General features: G+C 65.3%; 17 protein-coding genes. 6 read left to right on the forward strand and 11 right to left on the reverse strand.

The genetic code is table 11. The features are described from left to right. Positions 1 to 29: 29 nt before the first annotated feature. The 5 genes from pstB to AXW83_RS21605 form a co-directional block, all read right to left on the reverse strand. Entirely contained in the window at positions 30 to 830 is an 801-nt protein-coding gene (pstB, locus tag AXW83_RS21585; protein WP_066617149.1) for a phosphate ABC transporter ATP-binding protein PstB, read from the reverse strand. Between the two features lie 46 nt (positions 831 to 876). Next, the gene (gene pstA / locus AXW83_RS21590; RefSeq protein WP_066617152.1) at positions 877 to 1,767 is read right to left on the reverse strand and encodes a phosphate ABC transporter permease PstA; all 891 of its coding nucleotides are present in this window, start codon (positions 1,765 to 1,767) and stop codon (positions 877 to 879) included. Positions 1,768 to 1,778: 11 nt separating this feature from the next. Beyond that, positions 1,779 to 2,750 (reverse strand): phosphate ABC transporter permease subunit PstC, encoded by a 972-nt coding sequence (pstC, locus tag AXW83_RS21595; protein ID WP_066617154.1) that lies wholly within the window; start codon positions 2,748 to 2,750, stop codon positions 1,779 to 1,781. 187 nt (positions 2,751 to 2,937) lie between these two features. After that, positions 2,938 to 3,963, reverse strand: a complete 1,026-nt coding sequence (gene pstS, locus AXW83_RS21600; protein ID WP_066617156.1) for a phosphate ABC transporter substrate-binding protein PstS — start codon at positions 3,961 to 3,963, stop codon at positions 2,938 to 2,940. A 98-nt stretch (positions 3,964 to 4,061) separates the two neighbouring features. Further along, positions 4,062 to 5,123 (reverse strand): ATP-binding protein, encoded by a 1,062-nt coding sequence (locus AXW83_RS21605; RefSeq protein ID WP_066617157.1) that lies wholly within the window; start codon positions 5,121 to 5,123, stop codon positions 4,062 to 4,064. A gap of 171 nt (positions 5,124 to 5,294) precedes the next feature. Here AXW83_RS21605 and ppk2 point away from each other — a divergent pair, with 171 nt between their 5' ends. After that, the gene (gene ppk2, locus AXW83_RS21610; RefSeq protein WP_066617160.1) at positions 5,295 to 6,224 is read left to right on the forward strand and encodes a polyphosphate kinase 2; all 930 of its coding nucleotides are present in this window, start codon (positions 5,295 to 5,297) and stop codon (positions 6,222 to 6,224) included. A 10-nt stretch (positions 6,225 to 6,234) separates the two neighbouring features. Here ppk2 and AXW83_RS21615 read toward each other — a convergent pair whose 3' ends face one another. The 6 genes from AXW83_RS21615 to AXW83_RS21640 all read right to left on the reverse strand — a co-directional run bounded on the left by AXW83_RS21615 (position 6,235) and on the right by AXW83_RS21640 (position 12,689). Beyond that, positions 6,235 to 7,182, reverse strand: a complete 948-nt coding sequence (locus tag AXW83_RS21615) for a lysylphosphatidylglycerol synthase domain-containing protein (protein WP_168166132.1) — start codon at positions 7,180 to 7,182, stop codon at positions 6,235 to 6,237. 263 nt (positions 7,183 to 7,445) lie between these two features. Continuing rightward, the gene (locus tag AXW83_RS21620) at positions 7,446 to 8,021 is read right to left on the reverse strand and encodes a hypothetical protein (protein ID WP_210179618.1); all 576 of its coding nucleotides are present in this window, start codon (positions 8,019 to 8,021) and stop codon (positions 7,446 to 7,448) included. Between the two features lie 112 nt (positions 8,022 to 8,133). Then, positions 8,134 to 9,933: an ABC transporter ATP-binding protein/permease gene (locus AXW83_RS21625; RefSeq protein ID WP_066617164.1), complete on the reverse strand. Its 1,800-nt coding sequence runs from the start codon at positions 9,931 to 9,933 to the stop codon at positions 8,134 to 8,136. Positions 9,934 to 10,164: 231 nt separating this feature from the next. Beyond that, a complete protein-coding gene (locus AXW83_RS21630; protein ID WP_066617171.1) occupies positions 10,165 to 10,629 on the reverse strand; it encodes an RbsD/FucU family protein in 465 nt (154 codons plus the stop codon). Between the two features lie 175 nt (positions 10,630 to 10,804). Further along, positions 10,805 to 11,644: an amidohydrolase family protein gene (locus AXW83_RS21635; protein ID WP_066617174.1), complete on the reverse strand. Its 840-nt coding sequence runs from the start codon at positions 11,642 to 11,644 to the stop codon at positions 10,805 to 10,807. A 4-nt stretch (positions 11,645 to 11,648) separates the two neighbouring features. Beyond that, on the reverse strand, positions 11,649 to 12,689 hold the full coding sequence (locus tag AXW83_RS21640; RefSeq protein WP_210179619.1) for an aldo/keto reductase: 1,041 nt from the start codon (positions 12,687 to 12,689) through the stop codon (positions 11,649 to 11,651). A 166-nt stretch (positions 12,690 to 12,855) separates the two neighbouring features. On the opposite strand from AXW83_RS21640, the gene AXW83_RS21645 reads away from it, so the two are divergent. The 5 genes from AXW83_RS21645 (at position 12,856) to AXW83_RS21665 (ending at position 17,924) form a co-directional block, all read left to right on the forward strand. Further along, the gene (locus AXW83_RS21645; RefSeq protein WP_066617176.1) at positions 12,856 to 14,208 is read left to right on the forward strand and encodes an ABC transporter substrate-binding protein; all 1,353 of its coding nucleotides are present in this window, start codon (positions 12,856 to 12,858) and stop codon (positions 14,206 to 14,208) included. 130 nt (positions 14,209 to 14,338) lie between these two features. Then, the gene (locus AXW83_RS21650) at positions 14,339 to 15,268 is read left to right on the forward strand and encodes a carbohydrate ABC transporter permease (protein ID WP_066621007.1); all 930 of its coding nucleotides are present in this window, start codon (positions 14,339 to 14,341) and stop codon (positions 15,266 to 15,268) included. Between the two features lie 169 nt (positions 15,269 to 15,437). Continuing rightward, positions 15,438 to 16,256 (forward strand): carbohydrate ABC transporter permease, encoded by an 819-nt coding sequence (locus AXW83_RS21655; protein ID WP_066621012.1) that lies wholly within the window; start codon positions 15,438 to 15,440, stop codon positions 16,254 to 16,256. 86 nt (positions 16,257 to 16,342) lie between these two features. Beyond that, positions 16,343 to 17,236 (forward strand): dihydrodipicolinate synthase family protein, encoded by an 894-nt coding sequence (locus tag AXW83_RS21660; RefSeq protein ID WP_066617178.1) that lies wholly within the window; start codon positions 16,343 to 16,345, stop codon positions 17,234 to 17,236. A gap of 10 nt (positions 17,237 to 17,246) precedes the next feature. Beyond that, positions 17,247 to 17,924 carry a GntR family transcriptional regulator gene (locus AXW83_RS21665; RefSeq protein ID WP_066617181.1) on the forward strand — a complete coding sequence of 226 codons (678 nt, stop codon included), beginning with the start codon at positions 17,247 to 17,249 and terminating at the stop codon, positions 17,922 to 17,924. Positions 17,925 to 18,132: the final 208 nt, after the last annotated feature.

An 18,132-nucleotide genomic window follows, 5' to 3' on the forward strand; every position in this document is an offset into this window, starting at 1 on the left:
GTGTGTCCCTGTGCAGAGCGGAGTTCGATTCAGCCGAAGCGGCCGGTGACGTAGTCCTGCGTCTGCTTCTTGGCGGGGTTCATGAAGATGGTGTTGGTCGGAGCGAACTCGATCACCTCGCCGAGATACATGAAAGCGGTGTACTGCGAGATGCGCGCCGCCTGCTGCATGTTGTGGGTGACGATGACGATGGTGAAGTCGGTCTTCAGCTGCTCCAGCAGATCCTCGATCTTGCCGGTCGAGATCGGGTCCAGCGCCGAGGTCGGCTCGTCGAACAGGATCACCTCGGGCTTCTGCGCAATGGTGCGCGCGATGCACAGGCGCTGCTGCTGGCCGCCAGAAAGGCCCATGCCCGACGCCTTGAGCTTGTCCTTGACCTCATCCCAGAGCGCGGCGCGGCGCAGGGCGCCCTCGATGCGGTCGTCGAGCTCGGATTTCGGCGGCTTCTCATACAGGCGGATGCCGAAGGCGACGTTGTCGTAGATCGACATCGGGAAGGGTGTGGGCTTCTGGAAGACCATGCCGATGCGCGAGCGCAACTCGTTGACGTCGATGTCGTTGGAGATGACGTTGCGGCCGTCGAGCATGATCTCGCCCGTCGCGCGTTGCTCCGGATAGAGCGAGTAGATGCGGTTGAAGATGCGCAGCAGGGTCGACTTGCCGCAGCCCGAGGGGCCGATCAGCGCCGTGACATGGCGGTCGCGGAAGTCGAGGTTGATGCTCTTCAGAGCCTTGTGCTCGCCATAGTAGAAATCGAGGTTCTTGACCGCGATCCGGACGGGGGCATCGGCGTCGAGCGATTGCGGGCTCAGTTCAAGAGTCGAAAGCATCGACAGGTTCCTTCAGATCGGACGCGACGGGTCTTGGCGTCGGCTTTTACTTGGAGCCGCGCACGATGCGGCGGGCGATGATCGAAAGCAGCAGGATCGAGACCGTGATGATCAGCGAACCGGCCCAGGCGAGCTCCTGCCAGTTCTCATAAGGAGCAGAGGCGAACTGGTAGATCGTCACGGGCAGGTTGGAGACGCCGCCCTTGAGCGTGGGCGAGAACCAAAAATTGTTGTTCAGCGCGGTGAAGATCAGCGGCGCGGTTTCGCCGGCGATGCGGGCGAGTGCCAGCAGGATGCCGGTGACCATGCCGGATTTCGCCGCCCGCCAGGTGATCGAGGTGATCACGACAGAGGGCGGCGCGCCGAGCGCCGAGCCTGCCTCGCGCAGCGGACCGGGCACGAGCCGCAGCATGTCCTCGGTGGTGCGCACGATCACCGGGATCGCGATGATGCCGAGCGCCACGCCGCCGGCCCAGCCGGAATAGCCGCCCAGCGGCTCGACCATGATGACGTAGACGAACAGGCCGATCAGGATCGACGGTGCCGAGAGCAGGATGTCGTTGATGAAGCGAATCAGGTCGGCGAGCTTCGAGCCCTTGCCGTATTCGGCGAGATAGGTCCCTGCCAGAACGCCGATCGGCGTCGCCACGACGATGCCGAGGAAGGTCAGCACGATCGAGCCGACGATGGCGTTGGCGAGACCGCCGCCCTCGGAGCCGGGGCCGGGCGTGACCTGGGTGAAGGTCGCGACGGACAACCCGCCGATGCCCTTCACGATCAGCATTCCGAGGATCCAGAACAGCACGAAGATCGCCAGGAAGGTGAAGCCGGTGGCGATGACGCGCATCAGCTTGTCGGCGGTGCGGCGCGACTGGCGGACGCGGCCCCATTCGGCATGGGGAAGGGCGCGGACGGTGGACGGTGTCGTCAGGCTCATGACCAGCTCGCTCAGTAGGCTTTGACGCGCGACACGAGGATGCGCGCAATGACGAGGACGACAAAGGTGACGAAGAACAGGATGCAGCCGAGCGCGATCAGCGCGTTGAGCTGCAGGCCCATGGCCTCGTTGAATTCATTGGCGATACGCGAGGCGATCGTCGAGCCCGGATCCATGATCGAGGCCGAGAGGCGGTTCGCATTTCCGACGACGAAGGTCACGGCCATGGTCTCGCCGAGCGCGCGGCCCAGCCCCAGCATGACCGCGCCGATGATCGAGACGCCGGCCTGCGGGACAAGCACGTGGCGCACGACCTCCCAGGTCGTCGCGCCGATGCCATAGGCGCTCTCGCGCAGCACGGAGGGGATCTGGTCGAGCATGTCGCGGGTGATCGAGGCGATGAAGGGGATGATCATGAAGGCGAGGATGATGCCCGCCGTCAGGATGCCGAGCCCCGAGGGCGAGCGCGAATACAAAACCGTGCCGACGATCGGTAGTCCCTCGACGATGTTGGAGAGCGGAATTTGCACATAGGCCGCGAACAGCGGCACGAAGACGAACAGGCCCCACATGCCGTAGATGATCGAGGGCACGGCGGCGAGCAGTTCGATCGCGGTGGAGACCGGCTGCTTGAACCAGGGCGGCGCGAGCTGCGTCAGGTAGACCGCGATGCCCAGGGACAGCGGCACGCCGATCACCAGCGCCAGGAAAGCGGTCGACAGCGTGCCGACGATGGCAGGCCAGGCGCCGTACTGGTCGTTCTGGGTGTCCCAGACGCTCGAGGTGATGAAGCCGATGCCCATCTCGCGGAAGGCAGGCCAGCCGCCGACCACCATCGAGAACATGATGCCGGCGAGCAGCACGAGCACAAAGAGTGCCGAGAGGAAGCTCGCATTGCGGAAGATGATGTCGAAGGTGCCCTTGGGCGTCTTGCGCTGGATCGGCGCAGCCGGGATGTCCATTTGGTTTGTCACGGCTGTCATCCGTGGAACTCCGGTCAAAGCAAAACAAATCGAGGCAAGAAGAAGCGAGGCGGGGAGAGGCGAAAGCGATCGTTATCTCTGGATCGAACCCTCATCCCGAAGAGCGGGTATGAAATAAACCGCTCCTCGGGATGAGGGTCGAGAGAGGCGAAGCGGGATGAATCCCGCTTCGCCCTTGGATCGACGATCAGAAGATCGGCTTGCCGGCCGGGTCGGTGACGCCCTTCCAGGCGTTGCGGACCTGATCCTTGACGGCGGCCGGAAGCGGCACGTAGTCGAGGTCGAGAGCGAGCTTGTCGCCGTTCTTGAAGGCCCAGTCGACGAACTTCAGCGCGGCCTGCACTTCTTCCGGCTTCTCCGGCTTGGCGTGGACGAGGATGAAGGTCGCGGCTGTGATCGGCCAGGCCTCGGCGCCCTTCTGGTTGTTCAGCGAGATGCCGAAACCGGGAGCCTCGTTCCAGTTGGCGTTGGCGGCGGCGGCCTGGAAAGCCTTGTCGTCGGGCGCCGGGAAGTTGCCGTCCGCGTTCTGGAGCAGCGCGTAGTTGAGCTTGTTCTGCTTGGCATAGGCGTACTCGACATAGCCGATCGAATTGGCGACCTGCTTGACCGAAGCCGAGACGCCTTCATTGCCCTTGCCGCCGATGCCGACAGCCCACTGGACCGACTGGTTGGCGCCGACCTTGGACTTCCACTCGGCCGAAACCTTGGAGAGGTAGTCGGTGAAGACATAGGTCGTGCCCGAGCCGTCCGAACGGTAGACGGGGTTGATGTTGGCGTCGGGCAGGGTCACGCCGGCATTGAGCGCGACGATCTTGGGGTCGTTCCACTTCTTGATGTCGCCGAGATAGATCGCGGCGACGATCGGGCCGGTCAGCTTGAGCTTGCCGGCTTCGACGCCGGCGACGTTGATCGCGGGGACGACGCCGCCCATCACGGTCGGGAACTGGATCAGGCCGTCCTTGGTCAGGTCCTCGCCCTTGAGCGGGGCGTCGGTCGCACCGAAGGCGACGGTCTTGGCCTTGATCTGGCGAATACCGCCGCCAGAGCCGATCGACTGATAGTTGAGACCGATATTGGTCTCTTTCTTGAAGGCCTCGGCCCACTTGGCATAGATCGGGAAGGGGAAGGTCGCACCGGCGCCGGTGATGTCGGCGGCCTGGGCGATGCCCGACAGGCCGACGGTCGCCGCCGCGAGAATGAGAATTTTGCGCATTGAGGGGTCCTCGTTGGGTCGCAAGTTTCAGCGCCCCGTCAGAACACCCTCAGTATGACAGGTGCATGACATTCCGTCATCAAAGCTGTCACAAACCGTTATGCGGTGTTGCGGGGCTGCGTCCCGAAGCGCGGCAAAATCGCACGGAATGTCGCGCCTTGCCCCAGCGAACTCTCGATCGTCAGTCGTCCGCGATGGCGCAGGACGATGTGCTTGACGATGGCGAGCCCCAGCCCCGTGCCGCCCGCCTCGCGGCTGGCGGCGGTATCGACCCTGTAGAAGCGCTCGGTCAGGCGCGGCAGATGCTCGGGTGCGATGCCCGGCCCATCGTCCCGCACGCTGACGCTGGCCTCTGCGGGCCCGCCGAGCACCTCGATCGCGACCTCGCCGTTTGCCTTGCCGTATTTGATCGCGTTCTCGACCAGGTTTTCCATCAGCCGCAACAATTCGTCGCGATCTCCTGCGACCTTGACCGGTTCGGGTGGCACCTCGAGCCGGAGCGTGACGTTGCGCTCGCGCGCCATCAGCGTCAAAGAGTCGACGATCTCGCGCGAGATGCCGGCGAGATCGACCGGGCTGTCGGGCGCCAGATGCGCGCGCAGTTCGATGCGCGAGAGCGAGAGCAGGTCGTCGACGAGGCGGGCCATGCGCAGCCCCTGCTCGCGCATGATCGCCAGGAACCGGTCGCGCGCGCCGGCATCGTTGCGGGCCGGACCCTGCAGAGTCTCGACGAAGCCGAGCAGCGAGGCCAGCGGCGTGCGCAGTTCGTGGCTGGCATTGGCGACGAAATCGACGCGCATTCGCTCGGTCACGCGCTGCTCGCTGAGATCCTCGAAGGTCAGCAGCACGGGCCGCCGCCAGCCGGCGCCTTTCAGCGCGGCGATGTGGATGCGGAAGGTGCGCTCGACCGGCACGCGCTCGATCAGCTCGATGACGCGCCGCCCGCCCTCGCGCGAGACCTGGTCGACCGCCCCGAGCAGGTCGGGATCGCGCATCACCACGGTCAGCGGCTTGCCGATATCGAGGCCCGGCACCAGTGCGCGCAACGCCGGGCTCAACGCCTGGGCCAGGCCCTGCGGATCAAGCAGGACGACGGCGGCGCCCAGCGCCTCGATCAGAGCGAGCGTTGGACCGGTATTGGGGTCGACCGTATCGAGCATCGGGACACGAGAACCTTGCGCAGGCGGCAGGCAGGGAAGCGCCGAATGCTCCTTCCTGATCGGAACGCCCGCAAGCGTCAATTCCCTTCACCGGGGAGGGCGTCTAGATTGCTGACTGAAACAGGGAGCAAGGCGATGGCGAAAGCATTTTCGGGAGCAAAGCTCAAAGGGATGATCGACGTGGCGCCGAAGGAAAAGCGCCCCCCGCCTGCCGCCAAGCGCGCTGCCAAAAGCTCCACGAAGACGATGCCTGCCGCACCGGTCTTCGACATCGAGGCCGAGGTTCTGCCGCAGGCGATCGTCGATGCGTCCTACCACAGCGGCGACTATCCCTATGGCAAACGCATGAAGCGCAAGCGCTACGACAGGGAACTGGAGCCGCTCCAGATCGAGTTGCAAAAGCTGTTGAGCTGGGTCCGCGAGACCGGCGAACGGATCGTGATCGTCTTCGAGGGGCGCGACGGCGCCGGCAAGGGCGGCACGATCGGCCGCTTCACCCAGCATCTCAATCCGCGCCAGGCCCGCGTCGTGGCGCTGTCCAAGCCCTCCGACATCGAGCAGGGGCAATGGTATTTCCAGCGCTATGCCGCGCAGATGCCGACTGCCGGCGAGATCGTCTTCTTCGACCGCTCCTGGTACAACCGCGCCGGCGTGGAAGCCGTCATGGGCTTCTGCACGCCACAGCAGACGGACGCGCTGCTGCGCGAGGCTCCCGCCTTCGAGGGTATGCTGGCCCGCGACGGCATCCGCCTGATCAAGCTGTTCCTGACGATCGGCCGTGAGATGCAGATGACGCGGCTGCACGCCCGCTGGCACGACCCGCTGAAGCGCTGGAAGCTCTCGCCAATCGATTTCGAGGCGATCCCGCGCTACGACGCCTATTCGCAGGCGTTCGAGCAGATGCTGGCCAAGACCTCGAGCGACTGGGCGCCCTGGCATGTGTTGCGGGCCAACGACAAGCTCCGCGCCCGGCTGAGCGCGATCCGTCTCGTGCTGGACGCGATCCCCTATGCCGGCAAGGACGAGGCGGCGCTTGGCGAGATCGACCGTAAGATCATGCTGAGCGCGGAGGATTATCTGGACAAGGGCGGCGAGCGTTGAGAGGTATCGCTCACCGTTCCCGTCGCCTGATCCGCCGGACCATCTCGTTCAGGGCGAGCAGGACCAGCGCCAGGATGAAGGGCAGCAGATAATAGGCGATCCGGAACAGCAGCAGCGCGCCGAGCACGCCCTCATAGGGCAGTTGGCTCAGCGCGATCAGCATCGTCGCCTCGAAGACGCCGAGGCCGCCGGGCGCATGGCTGGCGATGCCGATCAGGCAGGCGAAGACATAGGCCGCCAGGAAGCTCGGATAGTCGAGATTATGCCCGCCCGGCAGCAGCACGAAGAGTACGGCGGCGGCAGCGCAGACTTCGCAGGCGCCCAGCGCCATTTGGCCGAGCGTGATGCCCAAGCCCGGCAAGGGCAGATTCCAGCCACGGACACGCACGGTGCGCTCGCCGGTCGCGATCCAGACCAGATAGCCGAGCGTCCCCAGTCCCACGGCGGCGCCGACACCCTGCACCACCAGCGGCGAGACGCGGGCGAGGCGCGCGACGCCCTCAGGGTCGTAGAACATGCAGGCACACAGGATCGCACCCAAGCCCAGCCAGAAGGTCAGGCCTGCGATCACGGTGAGGCTGGCGACCTCGGAGGCCCGCACGCCCTTAGGCGAATAGATCCAGTAGCGCACCGTGCCGCCGGTCACGATTGGGAAGCCCAGCGTGAAGGAGACCGAATAGCTGGTGAACGAGGCGAGCGCCGTGGTGCGATAGGGGATCGACAGGCCCAGCCGCTTCAGGGCGAGCGCATCATAGCCGGTCAGCAGCAGGTAACTCAGCGCGGTGAAGCCGAGCGCCAAGCCGACCTGCCGGGCGCTTGCATTGCGAAACGCCGCCGTCAACTCGCCGGGCTCGATCTCCTTGACGATGAACCAGAGCACCACCAGCGAGGCGCAGAATATCAGTGCGCTTGCGAGAGGGCCGAGCCACCACCAGCGGCTGCGCTTGCGCAGCGGCATCCCGGGCTCCTGCGGGCCAAACGACATACGCGAACTTTCGAAAGACTGGTGTGGCCGGGCGCAGCCGCGCAAGACCCCTGTTGGAACGAGGACGCGCATGACACACGCCGGACGTGAGACATAGCGCCTTGTCGGCAATGCACAAGCCGGGAGGGCGCGGCGAATCCGCCGGGCTCATGCCGAGGGTGAGGTGAACTTTTTCGGCGATATTGGAGCAGATGGGACATCGGCCATGGCGCAGACCGATCGACGGTCCGGCACCCTCAGGCCGTTTTTCTGAAGACCCGCAGCGACTTGAATGCCGTGACCTCTTCGACCGGCGCGGTCTTCGCCCAATCCGCGATGATCGGCTCCGCCGAGGCATAGGCGAACGAGCCGGTATAGAACAGGAGATGCCCGCCGGCATCGGTCTGGGCGGTGAAGAGATCGATCACCTCGTGGTCGGTCAGCGCCCCATAGGCATCGTTGGCCTCGGTGCGGAATTCGCAGGAGTGGAACAGCGTGACGACGTCGAAGCGCGGCAGCAGTTTGGCGTTGCTGGTGTAGATGTCGCCGAAATAGGCGCTGTAGGTCTTGGTGATCGTCGGGTTGCCGGTCGCCAGCTTGACGAAGGCATCGTACTCCTTCGGCGAAGCTGTGATGCCCAGCACGGTGTTGTTCAGCTCCGGCTCGGCGCAGCGGATGCCGACATAGTGATGCCCGCCGGTGCCGAAATGGTAGATGCGTTTGCCGGTCAGGCCCTGCTCTTCGATCCATTCGACGAAATGCACGTCGCAAGGGCATTGTTCGACGCGCAGGCCCCAATAGACGTCCCAGATGTTCATCGGCGCGGCGTTCATGCTCGTCGGCTCCATCGGCTAGGCCGGCCTTGCGTCCGGTGTCGGTTAGGGTGGGGCGGTTGTCGTCCAGAAGGCGCGACTTGGCTGAACTTCGGCTGAACACCGGGTGGCATCAGGGCGACTGCTCGGCGAGTTCGATACGGCTTTTGGCCTGCGGCGGCAGGTCTTGGGTGACCATCCGCACGACACCGCCGGCCCGCTTCATCGCCAGTCGGTGCGTCGCGGCCTCCGTAAAGCCGGCGCTGTGGCCGAAGGCGAGGATCATCGCATCGGGTCGCATCTCGCGCAGCGCGGCCAGGAGTTCGAGCGCCGTATCGGTGTCGAGCGCATTGGTCGCCTCGTCGAGCAGGACGACGTCGGGCCGCTCCAGTTCGGCCCGAGCCAGCGCCAGGCGCTGCCTGTCGCCCGTGGCGAGTTCCTTGTCCCAGTCGCGGCTCTCGTCGAGCGCCGGGACCAGATGCGACAGGCCGTAGCGCTGCAAGGCCGTCGCCAGCGCGTGGTGGGGCAACGATACGCTTGTGTCGAGCGCGTCGCGCAGGCTCCCGGTCGAAAGATGCAGTTTCTGCGGCACCACGGTGACGAGCGCGCCGGCCGGCAGCGCGATTTCGCCCCGGCCCCAGGGCCACAGCCCCGCCATCGCCTGGATCAGGGCGGCCTTGCCGAGGCCGAGTTCGCCCGAAAGATGCAGCGTCGCGCCCGGCGGCAGCGCGAACGCCACATCGGCGACCAGCGTGCGGCCGTCGCGATCGATCAGCGTGACCTCGTCGAGCCGCAGCAGCCCGTCGCGGCTCGGTTTCACCGCGAGGTGGTCGCCGGGCGGCGGGCCGTCGACCCGCTCCAGCGCGTCGGAAAGTTCGTTGACGCGCCGCGCGGCGGCGAGCCATTCGGCGATACGCATGAAATTATCCATCAGCCAGTTGAAGGCGTTCTGGACGGCCACAAAAGCGGCCGCGACCTGGACGACCTCGCCCAGCGACATCTCGCTCGCAAGGTATTTCGGCGCGGCCAGCAGCAGCGGCACCACCGGCACAAGCGCGCCGGACCCGTTGGTGATCCAGGTCAGCCGGCCGCGCTGGCGGATCATCGCGAGCCAGCGCTGCACCAAGCCGTCATAGGTCTGCGCGACGGCGCGGCGCTCGCCCGTCTCGGCGCGGGCGAGCGCGATGGTCTCGCCATGGTCGCGAATGCGCATCAGCGCGAAGCGCAACCGGGCCTCGCCCTCGTTGCGCGCCGCGATCAGCCGCGGCAGGCGCCGCCCGACGATGCTGATCAGAGCTGAGACGAGGACCGCGTAAACGATAGCCGCCAGCACCATATAGGCCGGGATCTCGATTGGGCCGCTGTCGGCATGGAGCGTGAGGCTGCCGCCGATGCTCCACAGGATGCCGATGAAGGTGATCGCGGTAATGATCGAGGAGAGCAGCCCGATGGCGAAATCGACCACCGGCTCCGTCGCCCAGCGGATATCGTCGGCGATGCGGTATTCGGGGTTGGCGGGCTCGTAGCCCGAGGCCGACAGCCGAAAGAAGCGGCGTTCGCCGACCCAGCCATCGGTGAGCTTGCCCGTCACCCACTCGCGCCAGTGGACCTGAAAAGTCTCGCGCGAGATCAGGATGACGACGCCGATGCCCGCCACGATCAGGCAAAGGACCGGGAAGACGGCCATCGCGACCAGTGCGCTCTCGCCGTCTTTCTTCTCCAGCGCGTCGAAGAACCAGCCATTCCAGCGGTTGACGGTAACGTTGGCGAAGACGGAGACGACGATGGCCCCGGCGAGCGAAAGGGACCAGAACCAGGCTTTTCTCGCGCTTTTGCCGCGCCAGAAACCGCCGGTCAGCCGCGCGAATCGGCAGGCGACCTGCCTGTCATTCGGCAGGCCGTCACCTGCGTCTGGATCGCTCGACGGCTGCAAGCTTGCGGTTCCCCCCGGACCGAGATGCCGATTGCGTCAGGCGATGCCCGTGACCGCGAACGGATCTTGAAAATGCTTAGCCGCATCGGAATGAACTTGAAGTGAATGGTTCGTGAACGTTTCCACCGCGCTATGCCCGCGCCCCCTCGACAGCGCCGTGGCGTGCGCGGGTCGAACGCCCGCTATGAAAGGTTGGAGGACATCGCCTTCGATCCTTACCGATCGGCATGTTCAGTCGGCGAGGTCAGGCAAACCCGCGATCACGCCCTTGCGGAACAGGAAGCAGCCATAGGGTCGCGGATCGCCGACCTGAACGACCGCAAAGCTCTCCTTGGCCGCCTCGTAGAAGGCGAAGCGCTCGATGCCTGAAAGCGGCAGCGCATGGCCCAGCGCGCGATCGAGCTCCCGCTGGACCTCGGCTTGCACGGCCGGGACCGTCTCCGCATCTCCCACCACCTGCATGCGGCGCGCCGGATCCGGCTCGAAATCGTCGATCGGCAGCACGGAGAGGATGGCGCGGGCGGCACGCCCCATGGTCAGTCCTGGCAGCCGCACCAGCCGCCCGCTGGTCGTCGCGCTCGCGATCGTCTCGGCGGGATGGTTGGCATCGACCAGCGCCAGATCGTCGCCATGCCCCATCGCGGCGAGAATCCAGAGCAGGTCGGCGGACAAAATGGGGTCGAGGCCCTTGAGCATTGGTCGTGTCCTGTGTGTCGATCCGTCGGTCGAGCGCGCCGTCATTCCGGACAAGGCGCAAAGCGGCGCCGATCCGGAATCCATCGTAAAGCTCAATGCTCTATAATGGATTCCGGGTCTCCGCTGCGCTGCGCCCGGAATGACGGCGGTATCATGCTTTCCATTGAGCGCGCGCTCACCCCCGCCCCCTTTGCGTCAGATAAACCCGGCGGGCGTTTTCACCCATGATCGCGGCCCGCTCGGTCTCGCCTACTGCGGCGAGCAGGGCTTCGACGGTTTCGACCCACCGGCCATAGCTTGCGCGCAGCGTCACCACCGGCCAGTCGCTGCCCCAGATCAGGCGCTCCGGCCCGAAGCTTGCCAACAGATGATCGACCGCCGGGCGCAGCGTCTCGACCGTCCAGTCCGGTGCTGCTTCCGTGACGAGTCCCGATAGCTTGCAGACCACGTTAGGACGCGCAGCAAGCGCCGCGATGCCCCGCCGCCAATGCGCGAGATCGCAGTCGATGAGAGCAGGCTTGGCGCCGTGGTCGATCACAATAGTCAGGTCGGGATGGCGCCCGGCCATCGCTAGCGTCGCCGCGATATGGGCGGGCTTGATCAGCGCGTCGAAGACGAGGCCATGCGCGACCATCGCGGCGAAGGCTGGGGCCAGCGTCGGCCGAGCCAGCCAGTCCGGATCGGGGATATCGTGCACCATCGGCCGCAGGCCCATGAGAAGTGGATTGCCGGCCAGCCGCGCGATACGCTCCGTGACATCGGCCGCCTCGAAATCGCACCAGCCGACGACACCGGCCACGAAGGGCGTGCGCGCCGCCATCTCCAGCATAAAGGCCGTCTCGGCCTCGGTCGGCGCGGCCTGGACGAGGATTGTGCGGTCGATGCGGTGGGTGGCCAGCAGCGACTGCAGATCGTTCGGGCCGAAATCGCGATGAATGACGCCGAGTGCCGGCGTCAGCCAGTCATAGTCGCCGCGCGCGAGAGTCCAGACATGCTGATGGGCGTCGATCCGCATCGGCTCAGCCCGGCACCGGAACATTGGGTCCGAGCAGGCCCTCGGTCTTGAGTGCAACCCAAAGCGCGGGCGGTACGGCTGCCGAGAGTTCGGCGATCTGGTCTTCGACCTCGGCCGGCGAAACCGCGCCCATGACGAGGCTCACCACCGCCGGATGCCCGAGCGCGAAATGCAGCGCTGCCCGCCTGAGCGGCACGCCATGACGGGCGCAGACGGTTTCGATTGCTGCGACGCGAGCGAGGATATCGGGCGGAGCCGGCTTGTAGTTGTACTTCGCGCCCGGCACCGGGCCGGTGGCGAGGATGCCGGAGTTGAACACGCCGCCGAGCATCAGCCCGATGCCCTTCTCGAGCGCCAGCGGCATGAAGGAGGCGAGCGCCGGCTGCTCCAGCAGCGAATAGCGCCCCGCCAGCAGCATCGTGTCGAAATCGCCTGCGCGGGCGAAGCGCTCGCACATCTGTGCTTCGTTGACGCCGACGCCGATCGCCTTGACCGCGCCAGCTGCGCGCAGGCTTTCGAGCGCGCGATAGGCGCCGTCCATGGCCTCCTTGAAACGCGCCTCGATGGCATCGGCACCATGCGTCCAGATATCGACGTCATGGATCAGGACGACGTCGAGCCGGTCGACGCCGAGTCGCAGCGCCGACTGTTCCAGCGAGCGCATCGCGCCGTCATAGGAATAGTCGAACCTCATTCCATGGGGCAGGCCGCCGAGATAGCCCGACCCGTCGCCACGCCCTGCGAAGGGCTGCGCCACTCGCCCGACCTTGGTCGAGAGGACAACGCCGCTGCCGGCGCCACGCCGGAGCGCCGCGCCGATGCGGTGTTCGGAGAGGCCATGCCCATAGAGCGGCGAGGTATCGATCAGGGTCACGCTGCCCGCGAGCGCAGCCTCTACGGTCGCGACGGCCTCGGCCTCATCCAGCCTGGAATACAGATCGCCGAGCGGGGCGCCGCCGAAGCCGAGTGTCGAGACGGGCAGCCCCGTGCGGCCGAGAAGTCGCTTCGCGAGAGCTTTTATAGCGGGCACGGTCGGCGTTTCCATGATCATCTCCAGCACTATGTGCACGCCAACATGTTAGCTTGCAACCGAGAACGAACGGCGCTAGCCTCGTTGCCGGATCGACCATGACGAAGTGAAGCCACTGCGGCTGGTCGCACAACCAACAGGCCCGACAACGGGCTGTGCCATGTCCATAGGGAGGACGCCGATGTCATCTGAGATTCTCAAGCCGACCCGTCGCGTCTTGTTGCGCAACGCCGCAATGCTCGGTGCGCTGAGTACGATTGCCGCCCCTGCGATCATTCGCGAGGCGAACGCCCAGTCCAGCTTCAACTGGAAGCGCTTTGCCGGCACCAAGCTCGACGTGATGATGGTCAAGAACCCACGTTCCGATCTGATGCAGTCCGAGGAGAAGGCCTTTACCGCGCTCACCGGCATCGAGGTCTCCTCCGAGCAGGTGCCGGAGCAACAGCAGCGCCAGAAGGCGATGATCGAGTTCTCCGCCGGCAAGCCGGCCTTCGACGTGACGATGCTCGCGCTCCATGTCCAGAAGCGGCTCTCGGCCAAGGGCAAGTGGATGGAGGACCTGCGGCCCTACATGGCCGACGCCTCGCTGACCTCGCCTGATTTCGACTATGCCGACTTCGCGCCGGGTGCGGTCGATTTCGGCAAGCAGGCCGACGGCTCGATCGACACCCTGCCGCACTTCATCGATTTCTGGATGGTCTATTACAACAAGGAGATGTTCGCCCAGAAGGGGATCGAATATCCCAAGACCATGGACGAGCTGGTCGTCGCCGCCGGCAAACTGCACGATCCGGCCAAGGGCGTCGCGGGCTTCGTCTCGCGCGGCCTAAAGAACGCCAACATTCCGGTCTGGACCTCGTGGCTGCTCGGCCAGGGCCTGGAGACGGTCTCGGCCACCGGCAAGCTGCAGACCGACGGGCCAGAGGCGATCTGGGCGGCGGACATGTACCGCAAGCTCAACAAGGATTACGGCCCGGCCGGCGTCGTCGGCTTCAACTGGAACGAGTGCCAGACGACCTTCATGCAGGGCCGTGCCGCGATGTGGCTCGACGGCATCGGCTTCGCCACGCCGCTCGAGGATGCCACCAAGTCGCGCATCGTCGGCAAGGTCGGCTATGGCGTGACGCCGGCTGGTCCCAAGGCGCATCACTCGGCCCTGTTTGGCGACGGCCTCGGCATCGCGCGCTCCTCGAAGAACAAGCAGGCCGCCTGGCTCTATCTCCAGTACATGTGCAACAAGGGCAATCAGCTCGCCATGATCAAGGCCGGCGCCGGCGCGCCCGGGCGCCTTTCGGCGCTGAGCAGCCCGGAAGCCTCGGCCGGCTCGCGCTTCCCCAAGCAGTATTTCGAGTGTTTGGCGGAATCCGGCAAGATTGCCCGCGCCGGCCTGCCTCAGATCATTCCCGTGACGGAGTTCCGCGACGTCTTTGGCGTGGCGATCACCAACACGCTGACTGGCGGGGATTCGGCCACGGAGCTGAAGAAGGCGACCGAGACCTTCAAGCCGATCCTCGAAAAAAGCGAACAGGCTTGAGCTTGCTCCCGTCATGGTCGGGCTCGCCCCGACCATCCCCATCTTCGCCGGCCATCGTCGCGTGAAGACGTGGATGCTCGCCACCCGGGTGGGCATGACGGCTTAGCTCATCATCGGAGCGGATATGACGATGACCACTTCAAGCCTCCCGGCCGCCGGACTTGCCGTCCCGCAGTCCGTGCCGTTCAAGCATTCGGCTGATTTCACGCCGCGCTACTGGCTGTTCTCGCTGCCGGCGGTGCTGATCGTCTTCGGCGTGATCGTGTTTCCCTGGCTGTTCACGCTCTACATGTCGACGCAGGACTGGAAGATCGGCGCCGGGCCGGAATTCGTCGGCATGCAGAATTTCGTCGACCTGTTCCGCGATGCGCGCTTCGTCGAATCGATGGGGCATACGTTCTACTTCACGGTGCTGGCGGTCGTGCTGCCGATCCTGTTCGGCACAGCGGCGGCGCTCGTCTTTCACCGCGAATTCCCCTTCCGCGGCCTGCTGCGTGCCGTGTTCATCATGCCGATGATGGCGACGCCTGTCGCGGTCGCGCTGGTCTGGACGATGATGTTCCACCCGCAGCTCGGCGTGCTGAATTATCTGCTCTCGCTGGTCGGCATCGGCCCGCAGAACTGGGTCTACGATCCCGCAACGGTGATCCCGACGCTGATCCTGGTCGAGGTCTGGCACTGGACGCCGCTGGTCATGCTGATCGTGCTCGGCGGCCTCGCCGGACTGCCGCGCGAACCCTACGAATCCGCGCTGATCGACGGCGCCAATGCCTGGCACATGTTCCGCCACATCACGCTGCCGCTGGTCTGGCCCTTCATCATGGTCGCGATCGTGATCCGCACCATCGATGCGCTGAAAGCCTTCGACACGATCTTCGTGATCACCCAGGGCGGACCGGGAACGGCGTCGGAAACGCTCAACATCTTCCTCTATCTGCAAGCCTTCCAGTTCTACAAGATCGGCTACGCCTCGGCCGTGGTGGTGATTTTCTTCATCATCGTGATCATGCTCTCCCTGCTGCTGCTCTATGCGCGCCAGAAGTCGAAGTGGAACGCGTGATGGTAGTTTCGCGAGGAAATACGCCGTCATTCCGGGCGACCGCAGGTCGACCCGGAATCCATGCCGGAACGCTGGTCTCGGGAGGTCCAGGCAAGGATTCCGGGTCTGCGCTTCGCTCCGCCCGGAATGACGGAAAGGTCAGCGTCAAGAGCTGGTGGAGGACCATTTCATGAAGCGCCTCGCCACAAAGCTCGGCTTCTATGCCTCCGTCTTCGTGCTGGTCTCGCCGGCCGTGCTCGTTTTCCTCTGGATGCTGTCGCTGTCGTTCAAGAACGAACTCGACAACACGGCCTTCCCCCCGGTCTTCATCCCCAATCCGCCGACGCTGAAGAACTACATCGACGTCTTCGCGCAGAACAATTTCGCGCTGTATCTCTGGAACTCGATCCTGGTCACCGGCGGGGCGGTGCTGATCGGGCTGCTCGTCGGCGTCCCGGCGGGCTACGGGATCGCGCGCGGCAAAGCGGCGAAGTTCGCCATCCTGATCCTGATCGCCCGCATGACGCCGGCTTTGTCCTATCTGATCCCGCTGTTCCTTCTCTTCCAGATCACCGGCCTCGTCGGCACGATCACAGCACTCGTCATCACCCATCTCGTCATCACCATCCCGATCATCGTCTGGATCATGATCGGCTATTTCGAGAACGTGCCGATGGAGCTGGAGGACGCCGCGCGCATCGACGGCGCCACCACCTGGCAGGCTTTCCGCCATGTCGCCCTGCCGCTGGCGCTGCCCGGCATCGTCGTCGGCGGCATCCTCGCCTTCATCTTCTCGTGGAACAACTTCATCTTCTCGGTCGTGCTCGGCGGCAAGAACAGTCGCACCCTGCCCTCGGCGGTCTACAACTCGCTGACCTTCGAGCAGATTTCGTGGGGGCCGCTGGCGGCCGCCGCGCTGCTGGTCACGCTGCCCGTCCTGCTCGTCACCGTCATCGCCCAGCGCCAGATCGTCGCCGGCCTCTCGGCGGGAGGGCTGAAGGATGGCTGAGATCGCTTCCGCAGGCGTCCCTGCCGACGTTCCGAATACGCATAAGAACCTGTCAGCCTGACATTCATCTGGAGAAAGACCCGACCATGGCCCTCGATCCCAACCGCTTCGGCCTTTCCTGCGCCATGACGACGCCGATGCATCCGGGCGGGGCCGTCGATCTGCCGCGCCTCGTCCGCCACGCCAAACATGTCCTGGCGGAGGGCTGCGATTCGTTGACGCTCTACGGCACGACGGGTGAGGGTGCGGGGCTCGGCCTTTCCGCCCGCGACCAGATGATGGGCGCCCTGCTGGGTGCCGGCGTCGAACCGTCACGGATCTATGCCGGCATCGCCGCCTCCTCGCTGGAGGATGCGCTGGCCCAGGCCCGCATCGCCGTGAACGCCGGCGTGAAGGGCCTGCTGCTGGCCCCGCCCTTCTATTTCAAGGGCATCGGTGACGAGGCGCTTTATGCTTGGTTCTCGCAGTTCTTCGAGGCATTGGGCACATCCGCCCGCAGCACCATCCTGTACCATATCCCCTCGGTCACGGCGGTTTCCATCAGCGTCGCGCTGGTCGACCGTCTCAAGAAGGCGTTCCCCGGCGTCGTCACCGGCGTCAAGGATTCCTCCGGCGACTATGCCTCGACCGAGGCCTTCCTCAAGGCCCATGGCGAGTTGGCGATCCTCGTCGGCGACGAGCGCCAGCTCGCCCGCGCCGTGCGCGCAGGCGCGCAGGGCTCGATCTGCGGCGTCTCCAATATCGTGCCGCATCTCGTGCGCCCGTTGGTCTATGAAGGCACCGACAGCCCCGTCATCAATGCGCTCGTCGACGAAATCTGCTCCTACCCCGTCATGGCGGCGGTGAAAGCGCTGGTCGGCCATGTGCATGGCGACGCCGGCTACGGCGCGATGGCGCCGCCGCTCGCGGCCCTCGACGAGGCTCAACGCAAGCGCCTCATCGCCGCCTTCGACACGATCACCCGCGCCAAGGCAGCCTGAGGAGGCGGCGTTGAGCCAGTCGGAGGAGGACGCACCCGAGGCCGAACCGCTGAAACTGCGGGAGCGGGCTTATGCTTCCTTCACCGAGCGACTGCTGGCGCGCGAGATCAAGCCCGGCCAATTCGTCACCCAGCGCGAACTCGTGGCCATGACGGGCTTCCCGCTCGGAGCGATCCGCGAGCTGATCCCGCGACTCGAGGCCGAGGGGCTGATCAAGACCGTGCCGCAGCGCGGCATGCAGGTCGCCCATGTCGATCTCGATCTGATCCGCAACGCCTTCCAGTTTCGGCTCTTCCTCGAAAAGGAGGCGACGGCGCTCTATACGTTGAACGCGACCGACGATGAGATCGCGCAGCAGCGCGCTCGGCACGAGGCGATCGTCGCCCGCGCGCAGGCCGGCGGCGACGAGGCGCTGATCGAGGATGCCGAGGACGTCGACCGCCTGATGCACGAGGCGATCATCGACCATCTCGACAACGACATCGTCTCGAAGGCCTTCCGTGTCACCTGGCTGAAGATCAGGCTGATCCGGCAATACGAAACCCGGATACAGAACCACATCCTGGTGCCGGTGATGCAGGACCATCTCAAGATCATAGCGGCGATCGAGACGCGCGACCCAGACGCCGCCGCCGCTGAAATGGCGGTCCATATCGGCAACGCCCGAAACCGGGCGATGAGCTACTGACGAGGAATTGAAAGGGAACCACTCCGTCATTCCAGACAAGCCGCACAGCGGTGCCGATCCGGAATCCATCATAAGATACCGCCGGTCCTCGACGATGGATTCCGGGTCTCAACTTCGCTGCGCCCGGAATGATGGGGCACTTGGGATCGCTAAGGGATAGCCGGCTCTCGAACGAGGCCGGAAACGAGATCGAGCTGGATAACCGGCC

The sequence above is a fragment of the Bosea sp. PAMC 26642 genome, assembly GCF_001562255.1.
Lineage (GTDB): Bacteria > Pseudomonadota > Alphaproteobacteria > Rhizobiales > Beijerinckiaceae > Allobosea.

Coding starts and splice junctions, on each gene's coding strand:
- AXW83_RS21605 (WP_066617157.1), bottom strand. CDS start 5,123: ATGCTCGATACGGTCGACCCCAATACCGGTCCAACGCTCGCTCTGATC.
- AXW83_RS21645 (WP_066617176.1), top strand. CDS start 12,856: ATGTCATCTGAGATTCTCAAGCCGACCCGTCGCGTCTTGTTGCGCAAC.
- AXW83_RS21620 (WP_210179618.1), bottom strand. CDS start 8,021: ATGAACGCCGCGCCGATGAACATCTGGGACGTCTATTGGGGCCTGCGC.
- AXW83_RS21615 (WP_168166132.1), bottom strand. CDS start 7,182: ATGCCGCTGCGCAAGCGCAGCCGCTGGTGGTGGCTCGGCCCTCTCGCA.
- AXW83_RS21630 (WP_066617171.1), bottom strand. CDS start 10,629: ATGCTCAAGGGCCTCGACCCCATTTTGTCCGCCGACCTGCTCTGGATT.
- AXW83_RS21640 (WP_210179619.1), bottom strand. CDS start 12,689: ATGGAAACGCCGACCGTGCCCGCTATAAAAGCTCTCGCGAAGCGACTT.
- pstA (WP_066617152.1), bottom strand. CDS start 1,767: ATGAGCCTGACGACACCGTCCACCGTCCGCGCCCTTCCCCATGCCGAA.
- pstS (WP_066617156.1), bottom strand. CDS start 3,963: ATGCGCAAAATTCTCATTCTCGCGGCGGCGACCGTCGGCCTGTCGGGC.
- pstB (WP_066617149.1), bottom strand. CDS start 830: ATGCTTTCGACTCTTGAACTGAGCCCGCAATCGCTCGACGCCGATGCC.
- AXW83_RS21655 (WP_066621012.1), top strand. CDS start 15,438: ATGAAGCGCCTCGCCACAAAGCTCGGCTTCTATGCCTCCGTCTTCGTG.
- AXW83_RS21635 (WP_066617174.1), bottom strand. CDS start 11,644: ATGCGGATCGACGCCCATCAGCATGTCTGGACTCTCGCGCGCGGCGAC.
- ppk2 (WP_066617160.1), top strand. CDS start 5,295: ATGATCGACGTGGCGCCGAAGGAAAAGCGCCCCCCGCCTGCCGCCAAG.
- AXW83_RS21660 (WP_066617178.1), top strand. CDS start 16,343: ATGGCCCTCGATCCCAACCGCTTCGGCCTTTCCTGCGCCATGACGACG.
- pstC (WP_066617154.1), bottom strand. CDS start 2,750: ATGACAGCCGTGACAAACCAAATGGACATCCCGGCTGCGCCGATCCAG.
- AXW83_RS21650 (WP_066621007.1), top strand. CDS start 14,339: ATGACCACTTCAAGCCTCCCGGCCGCCGGACTTGCCGTCCCGCAGTCC.